Here is a 24,186-nt window from a genome sequence, read left to right on the forward strand (position 1 = left end):
GGCGAAACCTCCGCATTGCGGAGGTTTCTTTTTAAAGAGACGGTATCAGGCAAGTACTGCCCTGTCTCCGATGGCTTCTCGCCAGCCCCCTAGCCATTGGGACCTTTGATTCAGGGCCTGATAGGGACACATTTCTTTAGAACGTCCGGCGATGCCAGCCTGATAACCACGTTGATGAGCCCTTTCCAGGCGATCTCGTTTCTGTCTCTTCATGCCTCGTTTCCCTCATTCTTTTGTCTGGTGGAAAGAAAACAGTGGTTGCAATATGTGCAAGCACAGTTAACGAATACCCCGAATCAGCTTCAGCGTCAACGTTCAAAATTCATACGGGTGTCATATTTGTGAGCTACATGGAAGATCGTTTGTACAAAAAATGTGATGCGGCACAAGTAACAGCCTGAACGCAAAACGAAAAAAAAGCCGCCATCAGCGCGTCGCTGAGTGCGGCTTTTGTCGATGAATTTTACTTATGGAAGGCGTGAAATCTCTCTGGCAATGGCCGCTGACTCCTGTGCCCAGCCCTGTGCCAGCACTTTCACCATTTCGTCATAGCCATCTTTCTGCTGTTTAAGCTCCAGATGGAAAGGACGCTTAATCAGCTGGCCCTGGTGATTCAACAGCCACTCTCCGCTGATAACCACGGCGCCGTCATAGCGGCCGTGGAACCCCGTCACGTTAACATTCAGTGTGTCCTGATCGCTTCCCAGAGGCTGTGAGGCGACTACCCAACCAGGAAGCTGGCTGCTCAGGTTCGCCACCAGCGTATTGCGAAGCTGCTGATCCAGCGGGCTGGCCCACAGGTTATTGTTGGCGATAACGTACTGCACATCGCTGGTCTGGTAGACCACCCCGTTGCCCGCCAGATAATCCGGCACGGCAACCTGTTCAACCCACAGCAGACGACTGCCCTGCGAGGTGCTGCTCTGCGCACCCGGCTGCGCGCTTAGCGGTAGCTGGTAGTAGCTTTTGTTGTCGCTTCCGGAGCTACAGGCCGTTAATACCAGTGCACCCACGATGATTAGCCATTTTTTCATTGTTTCGCCCTCTTAGGCTCAGGATCCTTTTTATCTTTCGCTTCAAATACCAGCGCGTTGCTCTTTTCATTGAGCGTTTTCAGAACGGGCTGTAGCTCGCGTAAAACCTGATCAAGACGTTGCATATCCGCCACCATCTTGTTGTAGGCCGCCGAGCCCGGCTGGAAGCCCTGCATGCTGCGGTTCAGCTCACGCAAGGTTTTCTGCATATCCTGCGGCAGCTGCTGCATGGACTGGTTAGCAGTGATCTTGTTGATATTATCCAGCGTGGTTTGCAGACGTTGCATCGTCGCCTGGCTCTGATGCAGTGAACCCGTCGCGGCTTCAAGCATAGGATTCAACGGCAGATTATTAATCTTATCCAGCGTTTCCATCAGACGCTGTTGGATCTGCGCCAGACCACTGCTGACCGTAGGAATGATTTTGTAGCCGCCAAATTCGCGGATACCCGTCATGGCAGGCGCTTTAGGATAGAAGTCCATATCCACATACAGCGCCCCTGTCACCAGGTTGCCGGTTTTCAGCGAGCCACGCAGGCCGCGGTTCAGCAGGTCGCTGATATGCTCCCCGATATCCTGATCCTCACCTATCTGATTAATCAAACGCTCAGGTTCAATACGGATCAGTACCGGAATACGATAATCATCATCAAGCATCTGCTTAAGACCCGGAACAAAATAAGGCACTTGTCCCACAGTCCCCAGACGGATACCGCGGAACTCGACTGGCGCCCCTGGCTGCAAGCCACGTACAGAGTCCTTAAAGAACATCAGGTAGTCAATGTGATCGGTATAGAGCGCATCCTGAATACTTTTTTGATCGTCAAACAGCCTGAAGGCGGTTTTCTCCGCCACCGGTTGTCCGAGATCCATGCCTTCCGGCACGTCGAAACTGACGCCCCCGCCAAACAGCGTGGTGAGCGATCCCATTTCAACGCGCATACCCGCAGAGGTTAGATCCACCGCGATCCCGCTGTCTTTCCAGAAGCGAACGTTGCTGGTCACCAGGCGGTCATTAGGCGCATTGATAAAAAGCTGATAGCTGATGGTCCGTTTTTGCGGATCGAAGGTGCTTGTTTCAACCGAACCGACACGATACCCACGGAACAACACCGGATCGCCCGGCGAGAGCTGGCCCGCTTTTTTGCTGTCCAAAATAACGCGGATCCCTTTTGCATCCGGCGGCGCAAGCGGCGGTGAATCCAGCAGCTGATAGTCTGCTGGCTGGATACCTTTGCTGCCGGGCTGGAGTTCAATGTAAGCCCCTGAGAGCAACGTCCCTAAACCGCTGATGCCTTCTCTTCCGACCTGAGGTTTCACCACCCAAAAAACGGAATCTTCATGGAGCAGTTTTTCCATGCCGGCATTCAGGCGAGCCTTGATTTCAACATGGGTTAAATCATCGGTCAGGGTCGCGCTTTCGACGACGCCCACATCCACACTGCGGCTCTTGATGGTGGTTTTCCCGCCCTCAATCCCCTCTGCATTGGTGGTGATGAGCGTCACTTCCGGTCCCTGATGGCTGTAATGATAAAACAGGATCCATGCTCCGATCAGCGCGGTCACGATGGGGAAAATCCACACCGGCGACCAGTTTCTGACCTTCTGCACTTTAGCCTCTCCACTTTTATTTTCCATGCTCTTACTCTTCCTCATGGCTTGAATCTGGCTCACGATCCCACGATAAACGAGGGTCGAAGGTCATGGCCGCAAACATGGTCATAATGACGACCAACGCAAACATCAGCGCTCCCATAGCGGGATAAATACTCATCAGCCCTCCCATACGCACCAGCGCAGAGAGAACCGCAATCACGAACACGTCAATCATTGACCAGCGACCAACAAATTCCACGACCTCATAAATCAGATGCATGCGCTCACTGTCACGCTTACCGTGCCCTTTTGCATCCCAGCAAAGCCAGGCAATGGCAATCATCTTCAAGGTCGGGACCATAATACTGGCGAGAAATATGACCCCTGCAACAGGATATGATCCCTCGCTCCACAGCAAAATTACCCCGGCAAGGATGGTCGAGGGCATTCTGTCGCCAAGCAGATCGGTGATCATGATTGGCAATATATTGGCGGGCAGATAGAGCATGATGGAAGTCACCAGCAGCGCCATGGTCCATTGCAGGCTATTTTTTCGCCGCACGTGACCTTTTGTTTCACAGCGCGGGCACACCTCGACCTCCGCTGGCAGCACGGCGGTGCAGCAGGAGCAGGAGCGAAGCCCCTGACGAATACCCGGTACGCCCACCTTTACCGTCCGCGAAAGCGTCGGGGCCGGGGCGATATCGTCCCAGGCCCAGCGTCGGTCCACGCACTGGAACGCGCGCAGTTGCAGCACGCAATACAGACACCAGGGAATAAAGCTGCTGCCAATCCCCACGTCGCCGTAGGCCATCAACTTCACGAAGCTGACCAGGATGCCTGCCAGAAAAATTTCCGCCATCCCCCAGCTTTTCAGCTGGAACAGGATCCGCGCGAGTTTGATTTTAAGGGCGGTAGGCATCCTGACGCGGTTGACCAGCAAAAGAATGACCACCAGGCAAAAAGCCGGGACTATCTGAACGAACAGAAGAAAGAAGGTGCCAAGGCTGGCGTAATTTTCCGAGAACATCACGCCTGGAATTTCCAGTAAATCCACCTGGCTTGTCATCCCGCCCACTTTCATAGAGATGAAAGGGAAGAGATTGGAGAGCAGTAACATGAACAGGGCTGCCAGCGCGTAAGCCGTAGGACGCTGCCTTGGCGCGTCCCACTCGGTCGTCAGCGTAGCTCCGCAGCGCGGGCAGGCAGCCTTATGTCCGTGACCAAGCTCTGGCAACGCCACGAGCATATCGCATTGCGAGCATAATATATGCCGATCGGCACGGTGCTGGTCACACATAGATTATCCCTGTTATGCGCCGTTTTTCAGAGACTCAAGGTACTCCCAGCGCTCAAAAGCTTCTTCCAGCGCCTGCTCGGCCTGGGAGAGTTCAGCCAATACTTTCTGAGTATAGTCGTGAGGCTGCGTAAAGAATGACGCATCCGCGACCTGAATTTGCAGTGCTTCCAGCGCCGCTTCCAGTTCTTCCAGACGCTGCGGCAGCCCTTCCAGCTCGCGCTGCAAGTTATAGCTCATTTTAGCTGGAGATTTTTTGGCACTTTCTGCTTTTGCAACAGCAGGTTCGGCGACATTTTTGGTCTTCGCCTGTTTTTGCACCATCGACTGCGCTTGCTGACCACGCGCGTCATGATAGCCGCCCACATATTGCCCGATGCGTCCTTCACCTTCGAAGATCCAGCACTCGGTCACGGTGTTATCGACAAACTGACGATCGTGGCTGACCAGCATCACAGTTCCCTGATAACCATCAATCAACTCTTCCAGCAGTTCCAGCGTTTCGACATCCAGATCGTTGGTCGGTTCATCGAGAATCAGTAAGTTACTGGGTTTCAGGAACAGGCGCGCCAGCAAAAGACGGTTACGCTCACCGCCGGACAGCGCGCGCACAGGCGTCAGGGCGCGTTTCGGGTGGAACAGGAAGTCCTGAAGGTAGCCCAGCACGTGACGCGGCTTGCCGTTAACCATCACCTCCTGTTTACCCTCTGCGAGGTTATCCATCACCGTACGGTCCGGATCCAGCTCTGCGCGGTGCTGGTCGAAGTACGCCACTTCCAGTTTAGTACCGCAGTGAATGCGACCGCTGTCGGCCTGTAACTGGCCCAGCATCAGCTTCAACAGCGTGGTTTTGCCGCAGCCGTTTGGACCGATAAGCGCAATTTTGTCGCCGCGCTGAACCTGAGCGGAGAAATCGTTCACCAGCACTTTGCCGTCAACCGAATAATTCACGTTCTCCATTTCGAAGACAATCTTGCCCGAGCGGGACGCCTCTTCCACCTGCATTTTGGCGCTGCCCATAACTTCGCGGCGTTCGCTACGTTCGCGGCGCATCGCCTTCAGGGCACGAACCCGGCCTTCGTTACGGGTACGACGCGCCTTGATGCCCTGACGGATCCAGACCTCTTCCTGCGCCAGCTTGCGGTCGAATTCGGCGTTTTGCAGCTCTTCAACGCGCAGATTCTCTTCTTTTTCCAGCAGATAGGTATCGTAATCGCCAGGATAGGTCACCAGCTTGCCGCGGTCGAGGTCGACAATGCGCGTGGCCATATTGCGGATGAACGAACGGTCGTGCGAGATGAAGATAATGGTGCCGCTAAAGGTTTTCAGGAACCCTTCCAGCCAGTCAATCGCTTCGATATCCAGGTGGTTCGTCGGTTCGTCCAGCAGCAGTACCTTAGGCCCGCTCACCAGGGCACGTCCCAGCGCGGCTTTACGCAGCCAGCCGCCAGAGAGCGCCGACAGCTCCATATCCGCTTCCAGGCCAAGCTGAGCCAGCACTTCGTTAATGCGGTTTTCCAGCTGCCACAGGCCGTGGTGATCGAGCATCTCCTGCACTTTTGCCAGCTCGTTGAGATTCTTGTCGCTTGGATCGGTCATCACCAGATGCGAAATCTCGTGGTAGCGCTTGAGGTATTCCGCCTGCTCTGAAATCCCTTCGGCCACGAAATCGTACACGCTGCCGGTAACGTTACGCGGCGGATCTTGTTGCAGGCGAGAGACGATCAGATCCTGCTCGTAAACAATACGCCCATCATCCAGCCCCTGCTCACGGTTGAGGATTTTCATCAGCGTCGATTTACCCGCGCCGTTACGGCCCACCAGACAGACGCGCTCGTTATCTTCGATATGCAGCTCTGCGTTATCGAGAAGCGGTGCGTCGCTGAAAGAGAGCCACGCGCCATGCATACTAATTAAAGACATTTATTTTTCCTTTCAGACCGCGGAGATCAGCCAGCAGTTATGAATTTGACGGTTACGGGCAAAGTCCTGAGACAGCGTTTTTTGGCTGATTTCTTGTGCTTTCAGTCCCAGTTCGGCCAGGCCGTCGTGATCCATGCGGAATCCGCGCTTGTTGTTCGAGAACATAATGGTGCCGCCTTTACGCAGCAGACGCTTCAGGTCGGTCATCAGGCGCAGGTGATCGCGTTGAACATCAAAGCTATCCTCCATACGCTTGGAGTTAGAGAAGGTTGGCGGATCGATGAAGATCAGATCGAACTGCTCGTCGGTGTCACGCAGCCAACCCAGCACGTCGGCCTGTAGCAGACGATGCTGCCGACCGGTTAAGCCGTTAAGACGCAGGTTGCGCTCTGCCCACTCCAGATAGGTACGGGACATATCTACCGTGGTGGTGCTACGCGCCCCGCCAAGCCCCGCATGAACGCTGGCGCTGCCGGTGTAGGAGAACAGGTTCAGGAAGTCTTTGCCCTTGCTCATCTGGCCCAGCATACGGCGGGCGATACGGTGGTCGAGGAACAGGCCGGTATCGAGGTAGTCGGTCAGGTTTACCCACAGGCGAGCGTTATATTCGCCCACTTCGATGAAGTCGCCCTTCTCGCCCATCTTCTGATACTGGTTTTTGCCTTTCTGACGCTCGCGGGTTTTCAGCACCAGCTTGTTAGGCGAAATGCCGAGTACGGCGATGGTAGCCGCAATCACGTCCAGCATACGCTGACGCGCTTTTTGCGCATCGATGGTTTTCGGCGGAGCGTATTCCTGAACCACCACCCAGTCCGCATAGCGGTCAACCGCCACGTTGTATTCCGGCAGATCAGCGTCGTACAGGCGATAACATTCAATGCCTTCCTGCTTCGCCCACTTCTCAAATTTTTTCAAATTCTTGCGCAGGCGGTTGGCGTAGTCTTCCGCCACGCCGGACGGTTTACTGTCCGCTGCAATCTCTGCCAGATGGTAGTTTTTCTGCACGCAGTCCAGCGGGCCGTTTTTCGCCTTGAACTGGCGATCTGCACGCAGTTGCAGGCAGCTCAGCAGTTCCGGCGAGGCGCTAAACAGAGAAAGATTCCAGCCGCCGAAATGCGCCTTCATGTTGCGCCCCAGCAGGCTGTGCAGGGCAATCAGCGCCGGCTCGCTGCCCAGACGCTCACCGTACGGCGGGTTGCTGATAACAGTACCGTACGGGCCTTTTGGCAGCGGATTGGTCAGGTTCGCCACATCCTTAACGTCAAAGGTCACCAGCTCACCGATCCCGGCACGGCGGGCGTTGCTGCGCGCGCGCTCAATTACCCGCGCGTCGCTGTCCGAACCGTAAAAGCGAGACGTGTACTCCGCCAGCCCCTTACGCGCGCGGGTCTGCGCGTCGTCTTTAACCTCTTTCCAGATGGCTTCATCGTGCTGCGCCCAGCCTTTAAAGCCCCACTGTCCACGATGCAACCCTGGCGCACGGTCGGTGGCCAGCATCGCGGCCTCAATTAGCAGCGTACCGGAACCGCACATCGGATCGAGCAGCGGCGTACCTGGCTGCCAGCCGGAGCGCATCACGATCGCGGCGGCCAGGGTCTCTTTGATTGGCGCCATGCCGGTGCGATCGCGGTAGCCTCGCAGGTGCAGGCCCGCCCCGCTCAGATCCAGGGAGATGCTCGCCGTGTCGCCGTTAAGCCAGACGTTGATGCGCAGATCCGGGTTTTCACGGTCAACGTTCGGACGTTCTTTATTACGACGCGTGAAGCAGTCCACAATGGCGTCTTTGACGCGCAGGGCACCGTACTGGCTGTTGCGGATCTCGTCGTTGACGCCGTTGAAATGCACCGCAAAGGTGGCATCCGGCGTGAAGATCTCTGTCCAGTCGATCATCTGTACGCCGGTGTAGAGATCAAGATCGCTGTAGACCTTGCACTCTTTCATCGGCAGCATGATGCGCGACGCCAGACGGCTCCACATCAGGCTCTGGTAAATAAGCCGCGTGTCGCCCTCAAAATGGACACCACCCTGAACCACCTGGCACTCTTTCGCGCCCAGGCCTTCCAGTTCAGTTTTTAACAGCTCTTCCAGCCCACGGGCCGTACTGGCAAACAGAGAATTCATATCGTCACTTTTACTCATAGAAAATTGTCGCGCATTATAGCTAATATGACGTGTATGTCATAAAGTTGAAGGCTTATTTCTTTTGCGGGAGTGTGCAGTGGCGACGTTATCAAGGCTTTTTATTCATCCGGTGAAATCCATGCGCGGCATCGGCGTGACCCACGCGCTGGCCGATATGAGCGGCTTCGCTTTCGATCGCATTTTTATGGTCACCGAGCCTGACGGTACGTTCATCACCGCGCGCCAGTTCCCGCAGATGGTTCGCTTTACCCCTGCCCCGCTTCATGACGGTTTGCATTTGACCGCACCGGACGGCTCAAGCGTGGTTGTCCGCTTTGCTGATTTTGCGACCGTCGATGCGCCAACGGAAGTATGGGGGAATCATTTTACCGCGCGTATCGCGCCGGACGCTATAAACCAGTGGCTAAGCGGCTTTTTCTCCCGCGACGTTCAACTGCGCTGGGTTGGACCCGCGCTGACCCGTCGCGTAAAACGCCACGACGCGGTACCCCTCTCCTTCGCGGATGGTTTTCCCTTCCTGCTGACCAGCGAGGCCTCGCTGCGTGATCTACAGCGCCGCTGCAAAGCCAGCGTGCAGATGGAGCAGTTCCGTCCAAATCTGGTGGTGACCGGCGCGGATGCCTGGGATGAAGATACCTGGAAAGTCATCCGCATCGGCAGCGTTATTTTTGATGTCGTGAAGCCGTGCAGCCGCTGTATTTTCACCACCGTCAGCCCGGAGAAAGGCGAGAAACACCCTTCCGGCGAACCGCTGAAAACCTTGCAGTCATTTCGTACCGCGCAGGATAAGGGTGATGTCGACTTCGGCCAGAACCTGATCCCCCGCTCAAGCGGCGTGATCCGCGTGGGCGACGAGGTCGAAATTCTGACTCGCGGGCCTGCACGAGTGTACGGCGCAGGCCAGCAAGAAGACATGGCCGCCCCTGAGACAAACGCCGCCGCTGCGGTGGATATTCACTGGGAAGGCAAGGTCATTCGAGGCAATAATCAGCAGGTGCTACTGGAGCAGCTGGAGCAGGCAGGGATCCGCGTACCGTATTCCTGTCGCGCGGGGATCTGCGGATGCTGTCGCATTAAACTGGTCGATGGGGAAGTGAGTGCCCTGAAGAAATCTGCGATTGGCAAAGATGGCACGATCCTGTGCTGTAGCTGTGTGCCAAAAACGAGCGTACAACTCGAAGCTTAAACCGCCTGCTCGAGGCTGAAGGCATCGACGCGCAGCTGTGGCTTCAGCCTGTCATTCATCACTTTTATAGCGTCGCCTAACTGCATCACTCGCCCGGCAATGGTCACGCCGGGTTGCGCCAGCAGGCAGAGCGCGGCGTTTTCACCGGGTTCAACCACCAGCAAATTCACCTCTTCTTCGGTATCGCTCAGATTGACGCTTGCCGCATCGCCGATAGCCGGAGTCCAGCTCATGCCGTGCGCGAGGAAATGCCAGCTTTTCGGCATTTGTGGTTTCAGGAAACGGATCGCCACCAGCGCATTTAGTACCAGTTCAGCGCGCTGTTCTTTGGAGAGATCGAAGTCGCGGCATTTTTCTTCGAAAGAGAAATAGAGCGCAGCGTCGTCAACGCAAAAGCCTGAAGGAGCAAACGCGTCTGGGGTTAACATTCGGCGCGCAAAACGAGAACGAAACAACATGCCATTGGCTAAGTCGAGCATCATGCGGTCATGCTCTTCACAAAAATACCAGCGCCAGTTATCGTCAGGTTTAATTCGCATGCTTCTCTCCCGTCCCCAAAACGTCCTGTACTAAAAATGTCCTGTTTGCCGCTTCGCTTATAACATTAGTAATAAAAGACTATAATGTCTAAATAAGCAACAATGACGGAATATAAAACAACCAGGGCTGGAAATAAAGCCCTGGTTGTCTGATTAAGAGAAAAGATTAGATATGCGTGACGATTTCTTTAATCAACGGCGGCCCTTTGAAAATAAAGCCGGAATAAATTTGCACCAGTGATGCACCTGCCGCCATCTTCTCACGTGCAGCGATGACGGAATCAATGCCGCCCACGCCTATAATCGGCAGCTGGCCTTTTAATTCCGCAGACAGTGCGCGAATAATTTCGGTACTCTTTAATTGAACCGGACGTCCGCTTAAACCACCCGCTTCGTCACAGTTTTTCATTCCCTGAACGAGAGAACGGTCGAGCGTTGTATTGGTCGCAATCACACCGTCAATATTATGGCGAACTAAACTGTCGGCAACCTGGATCAATTCTTCAACCGAAAGATCCGGGGCGATCTTAACCGCGACCGGGACATATTTATGGTGGATCGCCTGTAGCGCCATTTGTTTATTTTTAATGGCGCTCAGAAGATCGTCGAGCGCTTCGCCATATTGTAATGAACGCAGCCCTGGGGTGTTAGGCGATGATATATTCACCGCAATATAACCCGCATAGGCATAGACTTTTTCCATACAAATCAGATAGTCATCTTTACCCTGCTCGACCGGCGTGTCTTTATTTTTGCCGATATTAATACCCAGCACGCCATCAAAATGGGCTTTTTTTACGTTCTCAACCAGACGATCGACGCCAAGGTTATTAAAGCCCATGCGGTTGATCAGCCCCTCGGCTTCAACCAGGCGGAAGAGACGCGGCTTGTCATTTCCCGGCTGCGGGCGCGGCGTCACCGTCCCGATTTCGATTGCGCCAAAGCCCATCGCACCGAGCGCATCAATGCATTCGCCATTTTTATCCAGACCGGCCGCCAGGCCCAGTGGATTTTTGAACGTCAGGCCCATGCACTGAACGGGTTTTTCCGGCACGTTTTGACGCACCAGCGTGGCCAGAGGCGTCCCTGTAATACGGCGTAACTGCTGAAATGTAAATTCATGAGCGCGCTCAGGATCGAGCTGGAAAAGGGCTTTACGAACGAAGGGGTAGTACATGAACTCTCCTGGATTCCCGGTGTGCAAACCGGGAGGGGATTATGTGCGATCCCGCCCGGAAAGGGAATTGACCTGTGGCAAAAAAAGCCGTTTAAAACGCAATCGTTTACTTATTGGCAAGCTTCTTATGCATTTTTCAGCATTCATCCTGAGGATAAATCATTTAGTGGAATAACCACGTAATGTCACACTCCTGAAAATTGTTATTAATGTTAGATAAAAGCAAACAATTAGTTATAAGGAGCAACCATGCGCGTCATTACTCTGGCCGGAAGCCCACGCTTCCCCTCTCGCTCCAGCGCTCTGCTGGAATACGCTCGCGAAAAGCTTAATGCTCTGGATGTGGAAGTGTGCCACTGGAATTTACACAATTTCGCGCCTGAAGATCTGCTCTACGCCCGTTTCGACAGCCCGGCGCTGAAAACCTTGATCGAACAGTTTAAGAGTGCTGACGGGCTGATCGTCGCGACACCGATTTATAAAGCCTCTTTTTCCGGCGCGCTGAAAACGCTGCTCGATCTGCTGCCCGAACGCGCGCTGGACGGCAAGGTCGTCCTGCCGCTGGCCACGGGCGGCACAGTCGCCCATTTGCTGGCGGTAGATTATGCCCTCAAGCCGGTTCTGAACGCGCTAAAAGCCCAGGAGATCCTGCATGGCGTGTTCGCTGACGACTCACAGGTGATTGATTATCAACATAAACCGCATTTTACGCCGAACCTGCAAACCCGCCTCGACGGCGCGCTTGAAACCTTCTGGCATGCCCTGAACCGCCGGGATCGTCACGCAGCGGCAAGTCATCAATCACAAGGAGTGGCCCATGTTTAAAACCGTTACCCGTATCGGGCTGGCAGGTCTGCTGGCAGTGGCGTCACTGGCTCAGGCGGCGGAGACCACGCCGGAGAGCCTGCGTATCGGTTATCAGAAAGGCAGCGTCAGCATGGTGCTGGCGAAAAGCCATGCACTGCTGGAGACGCGCTTTCCGGAAACCACGTTTTCCTGGGTCGAGTTCCCCGCCGGACCACAAATGCTGGAGGCGCTGAACGTCGGGAGTATTGATTTAGGCAGCACCGGCGATATCCCGCCTATCTTTGCTCAGGCTGCCGGGGCGGATCTGGTTTACGTTGGCGTTGAACCCGCCAAGCCGAAGGCAGAGGTGATCCTGGTACCGGAAAACAGCGATATTAAACGCGTCGCCGATCTTAAAGGCCATAAGGTTGCTTTCCAGAAAGGTTCCAGCTCGCACAACCTGCTGCTGCGCGCGTTGCAGGAAGCCGGCCTTAAATTCACCGATATCCAGCCCGTTTACCTGACGCCTGCCGATGCGCGCGCGGCGTTTCAGCAGAAGAACGTCGATGCCTGGGCAATCTGGGATCCGTACTACTCCGCCGCGCTGTTGCAGGGCGGGGTAAGGGTGCTGAAAGACGGCACCATCCTGAAGCAGACCGGTTCGTTCTACCTGGCGGCACGTCCGTACGCAGAGAAAAATGGCGCCTTTATTCAGCAGGTGCTGGATACCTTTACCCAGGCCGATGCACTGACCCAGAGCCAGCGTCAGCAGAGCATCACGTTGCTGGCAAAAACCATGGGCTTACCTGAACCGGTGATCGCCACATATCTTGATCATCGTCCACCCACCACCATTGCGCCAGTTAACGCTCACGTTGCCGCGCTTCAGCAGCAAACGGCCGATCTCTTTTATCAAAACCGCCTGGTTCCAAAGCAGGTGAATATTCGCGAACGCATCTGGCAACCCGCAAGCATTGAAGGAAAAAAATCATGAGTCTGAATCTTTTCTGGTTTTTACCCACCCACGGTGATGGACACTATCTTGGTACAGAAGAAGGCGCCCGCCCGGTCGATCACGGCTATCTACAGCAGATCGCCCAGGCGGCAGACCGCATCGGTTTTACCGGGGTGCTGATCCCGACGGGCCGCTCATGTGAGGATGCGTGGCTGGTTGCCGCATCCATGATCCCCGTCACCCAGCGCCTGAAGTTCCTGGTAGCCTTGCGCCCGAGCGTGGTGTCGCCCACCGTCGCGGCGCGCCAGGCCGCAACGCTGGACAGGCTGTCCAACGGACGCGCGCTGTTCAACCTGGTGACGGGCAGCGATCCGCAGGAGCTGGCGGGCGACGGCGTCTTTCTCGATCATACCGAGCGTTATGAAGCTTCCGCGGAGTTCACCCGCGTCTGGCGCCGTCTGCTGGAAGGGGAAACCGTTACCTTCGAAGGAAAACATATCCACGTTCGCGATGCGAAGCTCTACTTCCCGCCGGTACAGCAGCCGCGCCCTCCCCTCTATTTCGGCGGATCGTCTGACGTGGCGCAGGCGCTGGCGGCCGAGCAGGTCGATCTCTATCTGACCTGGGGCGAGCCCCCGGAGCTGGTTAAAGAGAAAATTGCCCAGGTACGCGCTAAAGCCGCAGAACATGGTCGTAAGGTACGCTTCGGTATCCGCCTGCACGTGCTTGTGCGCGAAACCAATGAAGAAGCCTGGCAGGCCGCTGATCGCCTGATTTCCCATCTGGACGACGAGACCATCGCAAAGGCGCAGGCCGCGTTTGCCAAAACCGACTCCGTCGGGCAGCACCGAATGGCCTCCCTGCACAACGGCAAGCGCGAGAATCTGGAGATCAGCCCAAACCTGTGGGCCGGTGTGGGACTGGTGCGCGGAGGCGCCGGTACGGCGCTGGTAGGCGACGGTCCCACCGTGGCGGCACGCATTAATGAATACGCCGAGCTGGGGATCGACAGTTTTATTCTCTCCGGCTATCCGCATCTGGAAGAGGCGTACAAGGTGGGTGAACTGCTGTTCCCGCATCTGGATGTCGCTATCCCGGAAATTCCCCAGCCGCGTCAGCTTCAGTTGCAGGGCGAAGCCGTGGCGAACGCGTTTATTCCGAGAAAAGTCGCGCAAAGCTAAGGAGCCGCCATGTCTGCAATCGCACAAAAATGGCTGCTGCGCGCCGCGCCGTGGTTTCTGCCCGTCGGCATTGTCCTCGTCTGGCAGTTGGCGTCGACAACCGGCTGGCTGTCCAGCCGCATTTTGCCCTCGCCGGAGGGCGTTGTGGAAGCGTTCTGGACGCTCAGCGCCAGCGGTGAGCTGTGGCAGCATCTGGCTATCAGCTCCTGGCGCGCCGTCATCGGCTTTTCGATTGGCGGCAGCATCGGCCTGACCCTGGGGCTCATCAGCGGCCTGTCCCGCTGGGGCGAGCGGCTGCTGGATACCTCCGTTCAGATGCTGCGTAACGTGCCGCATCTGGCGCTGATCCCGCTGGTTATCCTGTGGTTTGGCATTGACGAGAGCGCCAAAATCTTCCTCGTGGCGCTGGGGACGTTGTTCCCGATTTATATCAATACCTGGCATGGGATCCGCAATATCGATCGCGGGCTGGTTGAGATGGCCCGCAGCTATGGCCTGTCGGGTTTTGCTCTGTTTATCCATGTGATCCTGCCGGGCGCCCTGCCCTCCATTATGGTCGGCGTACGTTTTGCGCTCGGCCTGATGTGGCTCACACTGATCGTGGCGGAAACCATTTCAGCTAACTCCGGCATTGGTTATCTGGCGATGAACGCCCGCGAGTTCCTGCAAACGGACGTGGTGGTGGTTGCCATTATCCTTTACGCCCTGCTCGGCAAACTGGCGGACGTCAGCGCCCAGTGGCTGGAACGTAGCTGGCTGCGCTGGAACCCGGCCTATACCGCTCAGGAGGCGAAAGCATGAATACTGCACGACTGAACCAGGGGACACCGTTACTGCTGAACGGCGTGACCAAACGCTACGGCAAAAACACCATTCTGAATGCACTGGATCTGCATATCCCCGCCGGACAGTTTGTGGCCGTTGTCGGGCGCAGCGGCGGCGGCAAGAGTACGCTGCTACGGCTGCTGGCCGGACTGGAAGCCCCCAACGGCGGCGACATTCTGGCGGGCACCACGCCGCTTTCGAATATTCAGGACGATACCCGCATGATGTTCCAGGACGCGCGCCTGCTGCCGTGGAAATCGGTTATCGACAATGTCGGGCTAGGCCTTAAAGGCAGCTGGCGCGATGAAGCCCGCCAGGCGCTGGCCGCCGTTGGGCTTGAAAATCGCGCCGATGAATGGCCTGCTGCCCTTTCGGGTGGACAGAAGCAGCGCGTGGCGCTGGCGCGCGCGCTGATTCATCGTCCCGGCCTGCTGCTGCTTGATGAACCGCTCGGCGCCCTCGACGCCCTGACGCGGATCGAGATGCAGGATTTGATTGAATCGCTCTGGAAGGCGCACGGCTTTACGGTGCTGCTGGTGACGCATGACGTCAGCGAAGCCGTGGCGATGGCCGACCGGGTGCTGTTAATAGAAGAGGGAAAAATCGGGCTGGATCTGATGGTGGATATTCCACGCCCTCGCCGGGTGGGGTCAGCGAGACTGGCGGAGCTGGAGGCGGAAGTGCTGGATAGAGTGATGAAACGTGGAGTGAGTGAACGGGCATTGATTAAGGCTAATGCCTGATGCCCTCTCCCTGTGGGAGAGGGAGAAAACCGATGCCCCGCTACTCCACGTAGGCCCGGTAAGCGTAGCGCCACCGGGCTTTTTTTTACATCAGGCCAGCGCCTTTGCAATCTTCTCGTACAGATCGCCAGACAGGTTTTCCAGCCCTTTCAGTTGCTCAAGCGCGGCGCGCATTTTCGCCTGGCGCTGCGCATCGTAGCGTTTCAGGCGGATCAGCGGCTCAATCAGACGAGACGCCACCTGCGGGTTACGGCTGTTCAGCTCGGTCAGCATTTCAACCATGAACTGATATCCGCTGCCGTCTTCGGCGTGGAACGCGGCCGGGTTGCTGCTGGCAAACGCGCCAATCAGCGAGCGGACGCGGTTCGGGTTGCTCATAGTGAACGAACGGTGCTTCAGCAGGCTGCGTACGTTGCTGAGCACATCGGCTGCCGGGCTGGTGGCCTGAAGGATGAACCACTTGTCCATTACCAGACCATCCTGATACCACCTGTCGTCGTACTCCTGCATCAGCGCATCGCGGCACGGCAGCTCGGCGGCAACGCTTGCAGACAGTGCGGCCAGCGCATCCGTCATGTTATCGGCCTCGTGGTACTGCTTACTCACCAGCGTGTTCGCCAGCTCTGACTCACCAAACGCCAGATAGCGCAGGCAGGTATTGCGCAGGGTACGCTTGCCGATATCCGCATGCTCCACGCGGTAGGCGTCCAGCTTGTTGGCGTTGTAAATCGCCAGGAACTCGTCCGCCAGCTCGGTCGCCAGCGTGCGGGTCAGCGCTTCACGCACCGCCACGATCGCAATCGGATCGATGATGTCAAACAGCTCGGCGATTTCAGTCGCGGACGGCAGCGTCAAAATTTCAGCCGCCAGCGCCGGGTCAATTTTCTCATCCAGCAGGATGGCACGGAAGGCGTCTGCCACATGAACCGGCAGCGTCAGCGGCTGGCCCTGCTGGTAACGGTTCACGTTCAGCTTGATGTAGGTCGCCAGCAGGCTTTGTGCCGCATCCCAGCGCGAGAAATCGTTGCGCGCGTGACGCATCAGGAACGTCAGCTGCTGATCGCTCCACTTGTACTCGAGTTTAACCGGCGCGGAAAACTCGCACAGCAGTGCAGGAACGGGCTGGAAATAGACGTTATCGAAGATAAAGGTCTGCTCTGCCTGGGTCACGTTCAGTACGTTGTGCACCGGATGACCGCCCTTTTGTAACGGGATCACGTTGCCTTCGTTGTCGTACAGCTCAACGCTGAACGGAATGTGCAGCGGATATTTCTCTTCCTGCTCGGCCGTAGGCGGCGTGCGCTGGCTGATGGTCAGCGTGTACTGCTCGGTTTCCGGGTTGTAGTCGTCTTTGACGGTCACAATCGGCGTGCCGGCCTGGCTGTACCAGCGGCGGAAGTGCGAGAGATCCACGTTAGACGCGTCTTCCATCGCCTGGACGAAGTCGTCGCAGGTGGCCGCACTGCCGTCGTGGCGTTCGAAGTAGAGCTGCATCCCTTTCTGGAAGTTCTCTTCACCCAGCAGGGTGTGGATCATGCGGATAATTTCAGCGCCTTTTTCATACACCGTCAGGGTGTAGAAGTTATTCATCTCGATGACTTTATCCGGGCGGATCGGGTGCGCCATTGGGCTGGCGTCTTCTGCGAACTGGAGGCCACGCATGGTACGCACGTTATTGATGCGGTTCACCGCCCGCGATCCCAGATCGGAGCTGAACTCCTGATCGCGGAAAACGGTTAAGCCCTCTTTCAGACTCAGCTGGAACCAGTCGCGGCAGGTGACGCGGTTCCCGGTCCAGTTGTGGAAATACTCGTGGCCGATAACGCGTTCAATATCGAGGTAATCTTTATCCGTTGCGGTATCGGTGCGCGCCAGCACGTATTTGGAGTTAAAGATGTTAAGACCCTTATTCTCCATCGCGCCCATGTTGAAGAAATCGACAGCCACGATCATATAAATGTCGAGGTCATATTCGAGACCAAAGCGTGTTTCATCCCACTTCATGGAGTTAATGAGGGAGGTCATTGCCCACGGCGCGCGGTCGAGGTTGCCACGATCGACGAACAGCTCCAGCGCGACTTCACGGCCAGAACGCGTTTTGAAGGTGTCGCGCAGAACATCGAAATCTCCCGCCACCAGCGCAAACAGATAGCATGGTTTCGGGAACGGATCCTGCCACTGCACCCAGTGACGGCCGTTCTCAAGTTCCCCTTCGCCAATACGGTTGCCGTTGGAGAGCAGGTACGGGTACAGCGTTTTGTCGGCAATAATTTTAGTGGTAAAGCGCGCCAGCACGTCCGGACGATCCAGATACCAGGTAATGTGGCGGAAACCCTCGGCTTCACACTGGGTGCACAGGGCCACGCCTGACTGGTAAAGCCCTTCCAGCGCGGTATTGGCGGCGGGGCTGATTTCATTCACGATGCGCAGCGTAAAGCGTTCCGGCAGGTTGTCGATGACCAGCTGGTTGCCTTCTTCTTTATAGTCTGACCAGGCTTCATCATTAATATGCAGGGAAACCAGCGTCAGGTCTTCACCATCCAGACGCAGCGGCACGGCTGTCGCGCTCTGGCGCGTCACCTGGCTTACCGCCGTCACGACGGTTTTTGTGGCATCCAGGTCGAAGGTCAGATCGATATCGCTTATCAGGTATTCCGGCGCACGGTAGTCGTGGCGGTATTTAGCTTGTGGCTGTTGTGTCATAGAAAACCTTATGCATCGTTTGTCGAGTAACGATTCAATATATTCCTGTTGTGTAAAACACGCTATGCAGAATGTTCATCTTTTCAGGCACAACGCCCTTTTTAGCTACATTTTTGTAACACAGGGCACGAAATGTTCTCGACCATAAAGAGTGCTTATGTTGTGATCGGGGTTCAATAAATCACTAAACAGGGTATACTCCGGAGTTGTTTATTGTACTAAACGCTCCCGTGAGAGGATGCTACAGCGCACCTATGACTCAATTCGCTTCTCCGGTTCTGCATACGTTGCTGGATACCGATGCGTACAAGCTGCATATGCAGCAAGCCGTGTTTCACCACTATCATGATGTTCATGTTGCGGCGGAATTTCGCTGCCGGGGTGACGACTTGCTGGGTATCTACGCAGATTCCATTCGTGAACAGGTCGATGCCATGCAGCATCTGGCGCTCACCGATGACGAATATCAATGGCTTTCTGGCCTGCCTTTCTTTAAAGCGGACTATCTGAACTGGCTGCGCGACTTCCGCTATAAGCCGGAACAGGTCACCGTCACCAATGATAACGGCAAGCTGGACATTCGCCTGACCGGTCCGTGGCGCGAAGTGATCATGTGGGAAGTGCCGCTTCTGGCAGTGATCAGCGAGCTGGCCCACCGCTATCGCTCCCCTGAAACCGGTGTGACGCAGGCCGTTGCCGCTCTGGAAAATAAACTCGTTGAGTTTAACCAGCTGACCGAAGGGCTGGATATGTCCCGCTTCCGTCTGATGGACTTTGGCACGCGCCGCCGCTTCTCTCGCGAGGTTCAGGAAGCTATCGTCAGACGTCTGCAACAGGAGCCGTGGTTCGTTGGCACCAGTAACTACGATCTGGCGCGTCGTCTTGATTTAACGCCGATGGGCACCCAGGCGCACGAATGGTTCCAGGCGCACCAGCAGATCAGCCCAGACCTCGCCAACAGCCAGCGCGCCGCCCTCGCCGCGTGGCTTGATGAATACCCGGATCGGCTGGGTATTGCCCTTACCGACTGCATTACCATGGACGCGTTCCTGCGTGACTTTGGCCCTGAGTTTGCCGAACGCTACCAGGGGTTACGCCATGATTCCGGGGATCCGGTTGAATGGGGTGAGAAAGCCATTGCCCATTACGAAAAGCTGGGTATTGACCCAATGAGTAAGGTGCTGGTCTTCTCCGATAACCTTGACCTGGCGAAAGCCATCGACCTTTACCGTCACTTCTCTTCCCGGGTGAACCTGAGTTTTGGGATTGGTACGCGGTTAACCTGCGATATTCCTCAGGTGAAACCGCTGAACATCGTTATAAAACTGGTGGAATGTAACGGTAAGCCGGTCGCGAAGCTCTCCGACAGCCCGGGCAAAACCATCTGCCATGATAAAGCGTTTGTTCGCGCATTACGCAAAGCCTTCGATCTGCCTCAGGTCAAAAAAGCCAGTTAACCGCTTCGGGGGAGCCTTCATGGCTCCCTTCTCTTATTTATTTCTTATTTCTTCTCTCAAGACGGTGAAATTTACTTGTCTGATAGCGGATGGCAGGTAACATAGATATCCCCCCAATAAGGGCGGACAAGTGTTTATTTTTTCCGACTATTAACAGAGAGAATATTATGAGCGTTGTGCCTGTAGCCGACGTACTCCAGGGCCGTGTCGCCGTTGACCAGGAGGTCACCGTGCGCGGATGGGTGCGTACTCGCCGAGATTCTAAAGCTGGCATCTCCTTCCTCGCCGTCTATGACGGTTCCTGCTTTGATCCTGTACAGGCCGTCATTAATAATTCTCTGCCCAATTACAATGATGACGTTCTGCACCTGACAACAGGCTGTTCCGTGATCGTCACCGGTGTTGTGGTGGCCTCTCCGGGCCAGGGTCAGAGCTACGAAATTCAGGCGACCTCGGTGGAAGTGACCGGCTGGGTTGAAGATCCGGACACCTATCCGATGGCTGCAAAGCGTCACAGCATCGAATATCTGCGTGAAGTCGCGCACCTGCGTCCGCGCACCAACCTGATTGGTGCGGTTGCGCGCGTGCGCCATACGCTGGCGCAGGCGCTGCATCGCTTCTTTGACGAGCAGGGTTACTTCTGGGTTTCTACCCCGTTGATCACGGCTTCTGATACCGAAGGTGCAGGTGAAATGTTCCGCGTTTCAACGCTGGATATGGAAAACCTGCCGCGTACGCCGGAAGGTAAAGTCGATTACGACAAAGACTTCTTTGGTAAAGAAGCCTTCCTGACGGTTTCCGGCCAGCTGAACGGCGAAACCTACGCCTGTGCGCTGTCTAAGATCTACACCTTCGGCCCAACCTTCCGTGCGGAAAACTCCAACACCAGCCGTCACCTGGCGGAATTCTGGATGCTGGAGCCGGAAGTGGCCTTTGCGGATCTCAATGATGTGGCAGGCCTAGCAGAAGCGATGCTGAAATACGTGTTCAAAGCGGTTCTCGAAGAGCGCGCAGACGACATGAAATTCTTCGCTGAGCGTGTCGATAACGACGCCATCGCCCGTCTTGAGCGCTTCGTTTCCGCAGACTTCGCGCAGGTGGACTACACCGATGCGGTCGCGATCCTGGAAAAATGCGGTGAGAAATTCGAGAACCCGGTTTACTGGGGCGTGGATCTCTCCTCCGAGCACGAACGTTATCTGGCAGAGAAGCACTTCAAAGCACCGGTTGTGGTGAAAAACTATCCGAAAGACATTAAGGCGTTCTATATGCGCCTTAACGAAGACGGTAAAACCGTTGCTGCGATGGACGTACTGGCCCCGGGCATCGGCGAAATCATCGGTGGTTCCCAGCGTGAAGAGCGTCTGGACGTGCTGGATGCGCGTATGCAGGAGATGGGTCTGAACCCGGCGGACTACAGCTGGTATCGCGACCTGCGTCGCTACGGCACCGTGCCGCACTCCGGCTTCGGTCTGGGCTTCGAGCGTCTGATTGCCTACGTGACAGGCGTTCAGAACGTACGTGATGTGATTCCATTCCCACGCACGCCGCGTAACGCAAGTTTCTAACCGACCACATCCTTAACGGCCAGCATATGCTGGCCGTTATTTTATCCTGCAACGTCAGTTTTCGTCAGTCAAAAGTAAGCATCTTTAAACCACAACCCCGCAATAACCTCTACCTGTTACGTTTTGTTTCCACGAAACATCTGTCGACAAAAAAATAACCCCATTCTTATTGCGCTTAAAGTAATTCTTACCTAATAGCACAATAAATGGTCAATTTCTTAGCCATCTGGATGGCTTTTGCCGATCATAAGAAAAAATGACCCGTTTAACTTCTGTTTATAGGAAAGGCCTTTAGCTAAATTAAACATATGGAAATCATATATATAAGAATAAAGCGGATGTTTTATTCACAAGACTGCGCTGAAATTTGAGGTGCTTCACAAAGTTCCTAATAATACATATTTAGTTACACATATTTTCTTTTTGTAACTGAATCTTGAAGGTTGTAGCACTTTCAGTGTAGCGAAACGCTTCTATGAATGGAAAGATGCCTGTCAGACACATAAAGACACCTAACTCTCATCAATAGTTCCGGAAATATTTATTGACAGAATTTATTGACGGCAGTGGCGAGTGTCATAAAAAAACCAATGAGGGTAATAAATAATGATGAAGCGCAATATCCTGGCAGTGGTAGTCCCTGCCCTGCTGGTAGCCGGTGCAGCAAACGCTGCTGAAATCTATAACAAAGACGGCAACAAATTAGATCTTTACGGGAAAGCAGTTGGCCTGCATTACTTCTCTGATAATGACGGCAGCAATGGCGACAACACTTACGCGCGTCTGGGTTTCAAAGGCGAAACGCAGATCAACGATCAGCTGACCGGTTATGGTCAGTGGGAATACAACTTCCAGGGTAACAACTCTGAAGGCGCCGATGCACAGAACGGCAACAAAACCCGTCTGGCATTCGCAGGTCTGAAATTCGGCGATGCAGGCTCCTTCGACTACGGTCGTAACTACGGCCTGGTCTATGACGCAATCGGCATCACCGATATGCTGCCTGAGTTCGGTGGTGACACCGGCGCAACCGATAACTTCTTCTCAGGCCGTACCGGTGGTCTGGCGACTTACCGTAACAGCAACTTCTTCGGCCTGGTAGATGGTCTGAACTTTGGCGTTCAGTACCTGGGCAAGAACGACCGTGATATCGCAGTACGTTCTAACGGCGACGGCTGGGCGACCTCTCTGAGCTATGACTACGAAGGCTTCGGCATCGTGGGTGCTTACGGCGCAGCTGACCGTACCAATAATCAGCAGACCCTGGACTGGGGTAAAGGCGACAAAGCTGAGCAGTGGGCTACCGGTCTGAAATACGACGCGAACAATATCTACCTGGCAGCGGTATACGGCGAAATGCGTAACGCAGCGCGCCTGAGCAACAGAGGTTTCGCTAACAAATCTCAGGACTTCTCCGTTGTGGCTCAGTACCAGTTCGACTTCGGCCTGCGTCCGTCCATCGCTTACTACAAATCTAAAGCGAAAGACGTAGAAGGTATCGGTGACGAAGACTACATCAACTACATCGATATCGGTGCGACCTACTACTTCAACAAAAACATGTCCACCTATGTTGACTACCAGATCAACCAGCTGAAAGACGACAACAAGCTGGGCATCAACAATGATGACATCGTGGCTTTGGGTCTGGTTTACCAGTTCTAATCAACACACCTCATTGTTATATGCTTAATGAACAGGGCTTCGGCCCTGTTTTTTTATTCCTGAGAGAAAAAAATAGCGACTTTTGAAAAGCCGCACGCTTTTCGTCGCAAACGGTTGGCATTTTGTAAATCTACCGTTAACCTGATAGCGGATTTCACTTCTGTAATCACAATGGAACTTCGTCATGTTTGAGAACATTACTGCCGCTCCTGCCGACCCAATTCTGGGCCTGGCCGATCTGTTTCGTGCCGACGACCGCCCTGGCAAAATCAACCTGGGTATTGGTGTATATAAAGATGAAACCGGCAAAACTCCGGTACTGACCAGCGTTAAAAAAGCTGAGCAGTATCTGCTGGAAAACGAAACCACCAAAAACTACCTCGGTATTGATGGTATTCCTGAATTTGGTCGCTGCACCCAGGAGCTGCTGTTCGGCAAAGGCAGCACCATTGTGAGCGAAAAACGCGCCCGCACGGCGCAGACCCCTGGCGGTACCGGCGCACTGCGCGTGGCGGCAGATTTTCTGGCGAAAAACACCTCCGTCAAGCGCGTGTGGGTAAGCAACCCGAGCTGGCCGAACCACAAGAGCGTGTTTAACTCTGCGGGTCTGGAAGTGCGTGAATATGCCTACTACGACGCGGCAAACCACGCGCTGGATTTCGACGGCCTGCTGGCAAGCCTGAGCGAAGCCCAGGCGGGCGATGTGGTGCTGTTCCACGGCTGCTGCCATAACCCAACCGGTATCGATCCTACGCTTGAGCAGTGGGAACAGCTGGCTAAGCTGTCTGTAGAAAAAGGCTGGCTGCCGCTGTTCGACTTCGCTTACCAGGGCTTTGCCCGTGGTCTGGAAGAAGATGCTGAAGGCCTGCGCGCCTTCGCCGCAGTGCATCAGGAACTGATTGTCGCAAGCTCCTACTCGAAGAACTTTGGCCTGTATAACGAGCGCGTCGGTGCCTGTACGCTGGTGGCTGCTGACGAAGCAACCATCGATCGCGCATTCAGCCAGATGAAATCCGTGATTCGCGCTAACTACTCCAACCCACCGGCACACGGTGCGTCTGTCGTTGCGACGATCCTGAGCAACGATGCGCTGCGCGCAATCTGGGAACAAGAGCTGAACGATATGCGTCAGCGCATTCAGCGCATGCGTCTGCTGTTTGTGAACACGCTGGCAGAGAAAGGCGCTAACCGTGATTTCAGCTTCATCATCAAGCAGAACGGCATGTTCTCCTTCAGCGGCCTGACCAAAGAGCAGGTGCTGCGCCTGCGTGAAGAGTTTGGCGTGTATGCCGTTGCCTCTGGTCGCGTGAACGTTGCAGGTATGACGCCTGACAACATGGCGCCACTGTGCGAAGCCATTGTCGCAGTGCTGTAATCAGCACCCACAAAAAAGCCTGCATTATGCAGGCT

At 55.2% G+C, this 24,186-nt stretch carries 19 protein-coding genes; 10 read left to right on the top strand and 9 right to left on the bottom strand.

Annotation, left to right across the window (positions count from 1 at the left end):
* Positions 1-45: 45 nt before the first annotated feature.
* The 6 genes from rmf to rlmKL all read right to left on the bottom strand — a co-directional run bounded on the left by rmf (position 46) and on the right by rlmKL (position 7,970).
* A complete protein-coding gene (gene rmf / locus A3466_RS01770) occupies positions 46-213 on the bottom strand; it encodes a ribosome modulation factor (RefSeq protein WP_003858162.1) in 168 nt (55 codons plus the stop codon).
* 254 nt (positions 214-467) lie between these two features.
* Positions 468-1,034 carry a membrane integrity-associated transporter subunit PqiC gene (gene pqiC / locus A3466_RS01775; protein WP_063449138.1) on the bottom strand — a complete coding sequence of 189 codons (567 nt, stop codon included), beginning with the start codon at positions 1,032-1,034 and terminating at the stop codon, positions 468-470.
* On the bottom strand, positions 1,031-2,671 hold the full coding sequence (gene pqiB / locus A3466_RS01780) for an intermembrane transport protein PqiB (protein ID WP_063449139.1): 1,641 nt from the start codon (positions 2,669-2,671) through the stop codon (positions 1,031-1,033). Before pqiB ends, pqiC begins: the two co-directional genes overlap by 4 nt.
* A gap of 4 nt (positions 2,672-2,675) precedes the next feature.
* Positions 2,676-3,929: a membrane integrity-associated transporter subunit PqiA gene (gene pqiA, locus A3466_RS01785; RefSeq protein ID WP_063449140.1), complete on the bottom strand. Its 1,254-nt coding sequence runs from the start codon at positions 3,927-3,929 to the stop codon at positions 2,676-2,678.
* 12 nt (positions 3,930-3,941) lie between these two features.
* Entirely contained in the window at positions 3,942-5,849 is a 1,908-nt protein-coding gene (locus A3466_RS01790; RefSeq protein ID WP_063449141.1) for an ABC transporter ATP-binding protein, read from the bottom strand.
* A gap of 12 nt (positions 5,850-5,861) precedes the next feature.
* On the bottom strand, positions 5,862-7,970 hold the full coding sequence (rlmKL, locus tag A3466_RS01795) for a bifunctional 23S rRNA (guanine(2069)-N(7))-methyltransferase RlmK/23S rRNA (guanine(2445)-N(2))-methyltransferase RlmL (protein WP_063449458.1): 2,109 nt from the start codon (positions 7,968-7,970) through the stop codon (positions 5,862-5,864).
* Between the two features lie 97 nt (positions 7,971-8,067).
* Here rlmKL and A3466_RS01800 point away from each other — a divergent pair, with 97 nt between their 5' ends.
* Positions 8,068-9,177 (top strand): YcbX family protein, encoded by a 1,110-nt coding sequence (locus A3466_RS01800; protein ID WP_063449142.1) that lies wholly within the window; start codon positions 8,068-8,070, stop codon positions 9,175-9,177.
* Here A3466_RS01800 and zapC read toward each other — a convergent pair.
* Together zapC and pyrD are read right to left on the bottom strand one after the other, a co-directional pair.
* Positions 9,174-9,716 carry a cell division protein ZapC gene (zapC, locus tag A3466_RS01805; protein ID WP_063449143.1) on the bottom strand — a complete coding sequence of 181 codons (543 nt, stop codon included), beginning with the start codon at positions 9,714-9,716 and terminating at the stop codon, positions 9,174-9,176. The genes A3466_RS01800 and zapC overlap by 4 nt on opposite strands.
* Positions 9,717-9,882: 166 nt before the next feature.
* Entirely contained in the window at positions 9,883-10,893 is a 1,011-nt protein-coding gene (gene pyrD / locus A3466_RS01810) for a quinone-dependent dihydroorotate dehydrogenase (RefSeq protein ID WP_063449144.1), read from the bottom strand.
* Positions 10,894-11,142: 249 nt separating this feature from the next.
* Between pyrD and ssuE the strand changes: the two genes are divergently transcribed.
* Genes ssuE through ssuB form a run of 5 tightly spaced genes read left to right on the top strand, consistent with a single transcriptional unit; the run spans position 11,143 to position 15,383 of the window.
* Positions 11,143-11,718, top strand: coding sequence for an NADPH-dependent FMN reductase (gene ssuE / locus A3466_RS01815; protein ID WP_063449145.1), 576 nt, complete (start codon positions 11,143-11,145; stop codon positions 11,716-11,718).
* Positions 11,711-12,673, top strand: a complete 963-nt coding sequence (locus A3466_RS01820) for a sulfonate ABC transporter substrate-binding protein (RefSeq protein WP_063449146.1) — start codon at positions 11,711-11,713, stop codon at positions 12,671-12,673. The genes ssuE and A3466_RS01820 overlap by 8 nt, the downstream gene beginning before the upstream one ends.
* Positions 12,670-13,815 (top strand): FMNH2-dependent alkanesulfonate monooxygenase, encoded by a 1,146-nt coding sequence (ssuD, locus tag A3466_RS01825; protein WP_063449147.1) that lies wholly within the window; start codon positions 12,670-12,672, stop codon positions 13,813-13,815. The genes A3466_RS01820 and ssuD overlap by 4 nt, the downstream gene beginning before the upstream one ends.
* Positions 13,816-13,824: 9 nt before the next feature.
* Entirely contained in the window at positions 13,825-14,616 is a 792-nt protein-coding gene (gene ssuC, locus A3466_RS01830; RefSeq protein ID WP_063449148.1) for an aliphatic sulfonate ABC transporter permease SsuC, read from the top strand.
* Positions 14,613-15,383, top strand: a complete 771-nt coding sequence (gene ssuB / locus A3466_RS01835; RefSeq protein ID WP_063449149.1) for an aliphatic sulfonates ABC transporter ATP-binding protein — start codon at positions 14,613-14,615, stop codon at positions 15,381-15,383. The genes ssuC and ssuB overlap by 4 nt, the downstream gene beginning before the upstream one ends.
* Before the next feature lie 90 nt (positions 15,384-15,473).
* Here ssuB and pepN read toward each other — a convergent pair whose 3' ends face one another.
* Complete coding sequence (pepN, locus tag A3466_RS01840; protein ID WP_063449150.1) at positions 15,474-18,086, bottom strand: aminopeptidase N; 2,613 nt, start codon at positions 18,084-18,086, stop codon at positions 15,474-15,476.
* 254 nt (positions 18,087-18,340) lie between these two features.
* On the opposite strand from pepN, the gene pncB reads away from it, so the two are divergent.
* From pncB to A3466_RS01860, 4 genes are all read left to right on the top strand, one after another.
* Positions 18,341-19,543, top strand: coding sequence for a nicotinate phosphoribosyltransferase (gene pncB, locus A3466_RS01845; protein WP_063449151.1), 1,203 nt, complete (start codon positions 18,341-18,343; stop codon positions 19,541-19,543).
* Positions 19,544-19,710: 167 nt separating this feature from the next.
* Positions 19,711-21,111: an asparagine--tRNA ligase gene (gene asnS, locus A3466_RS01850; RefSeq protein WP_003858191.1), complete on the top strand. Its 1,401-nt coding sequence runs from the start codon at positions 19,711-19,713 to the stop codon at positions 21,109-21,111.
* 606 nt (positions 21,112-21,717) lie between these two features.
* Positions 21,718-22,776 (top strand): porin OmpF, encoded by a 1,059-nt coding sequence (gene ompF, locus A3466_RS01855; RefSeq protein ID WP_063449152.1) that lies wholly within the window; start codon positions 21,718-21,720, stop codon positions 22,774-22,776.
* Between the two features lie 184 nt (positions 22,777-22,960).
* Complete coding sequence (locus A3466_RS01860; protein WP_063449153.1) at positions 22,961-24,151, top strand: amino acid aminotransferase; 1,191 nt, start codon at positions 22,961-22,963, stop codon at positions 24,149-24,151.
* Positions 24,152-24,186: the final 35 nt, after the last annotated feature.

The sequence above is a fragment of the Enterobacter genomosp. S genome, assembly GCF_001631805.1.
In the GTDB taxonomy this organism is placed as follows: domain Bacteria; phylum Pseudomonadota; class Gammaproteobacteria; order Enterobacterales; family Enterobacteriaceae; genus Enterobacter; species Enterobacter quasihormaechei.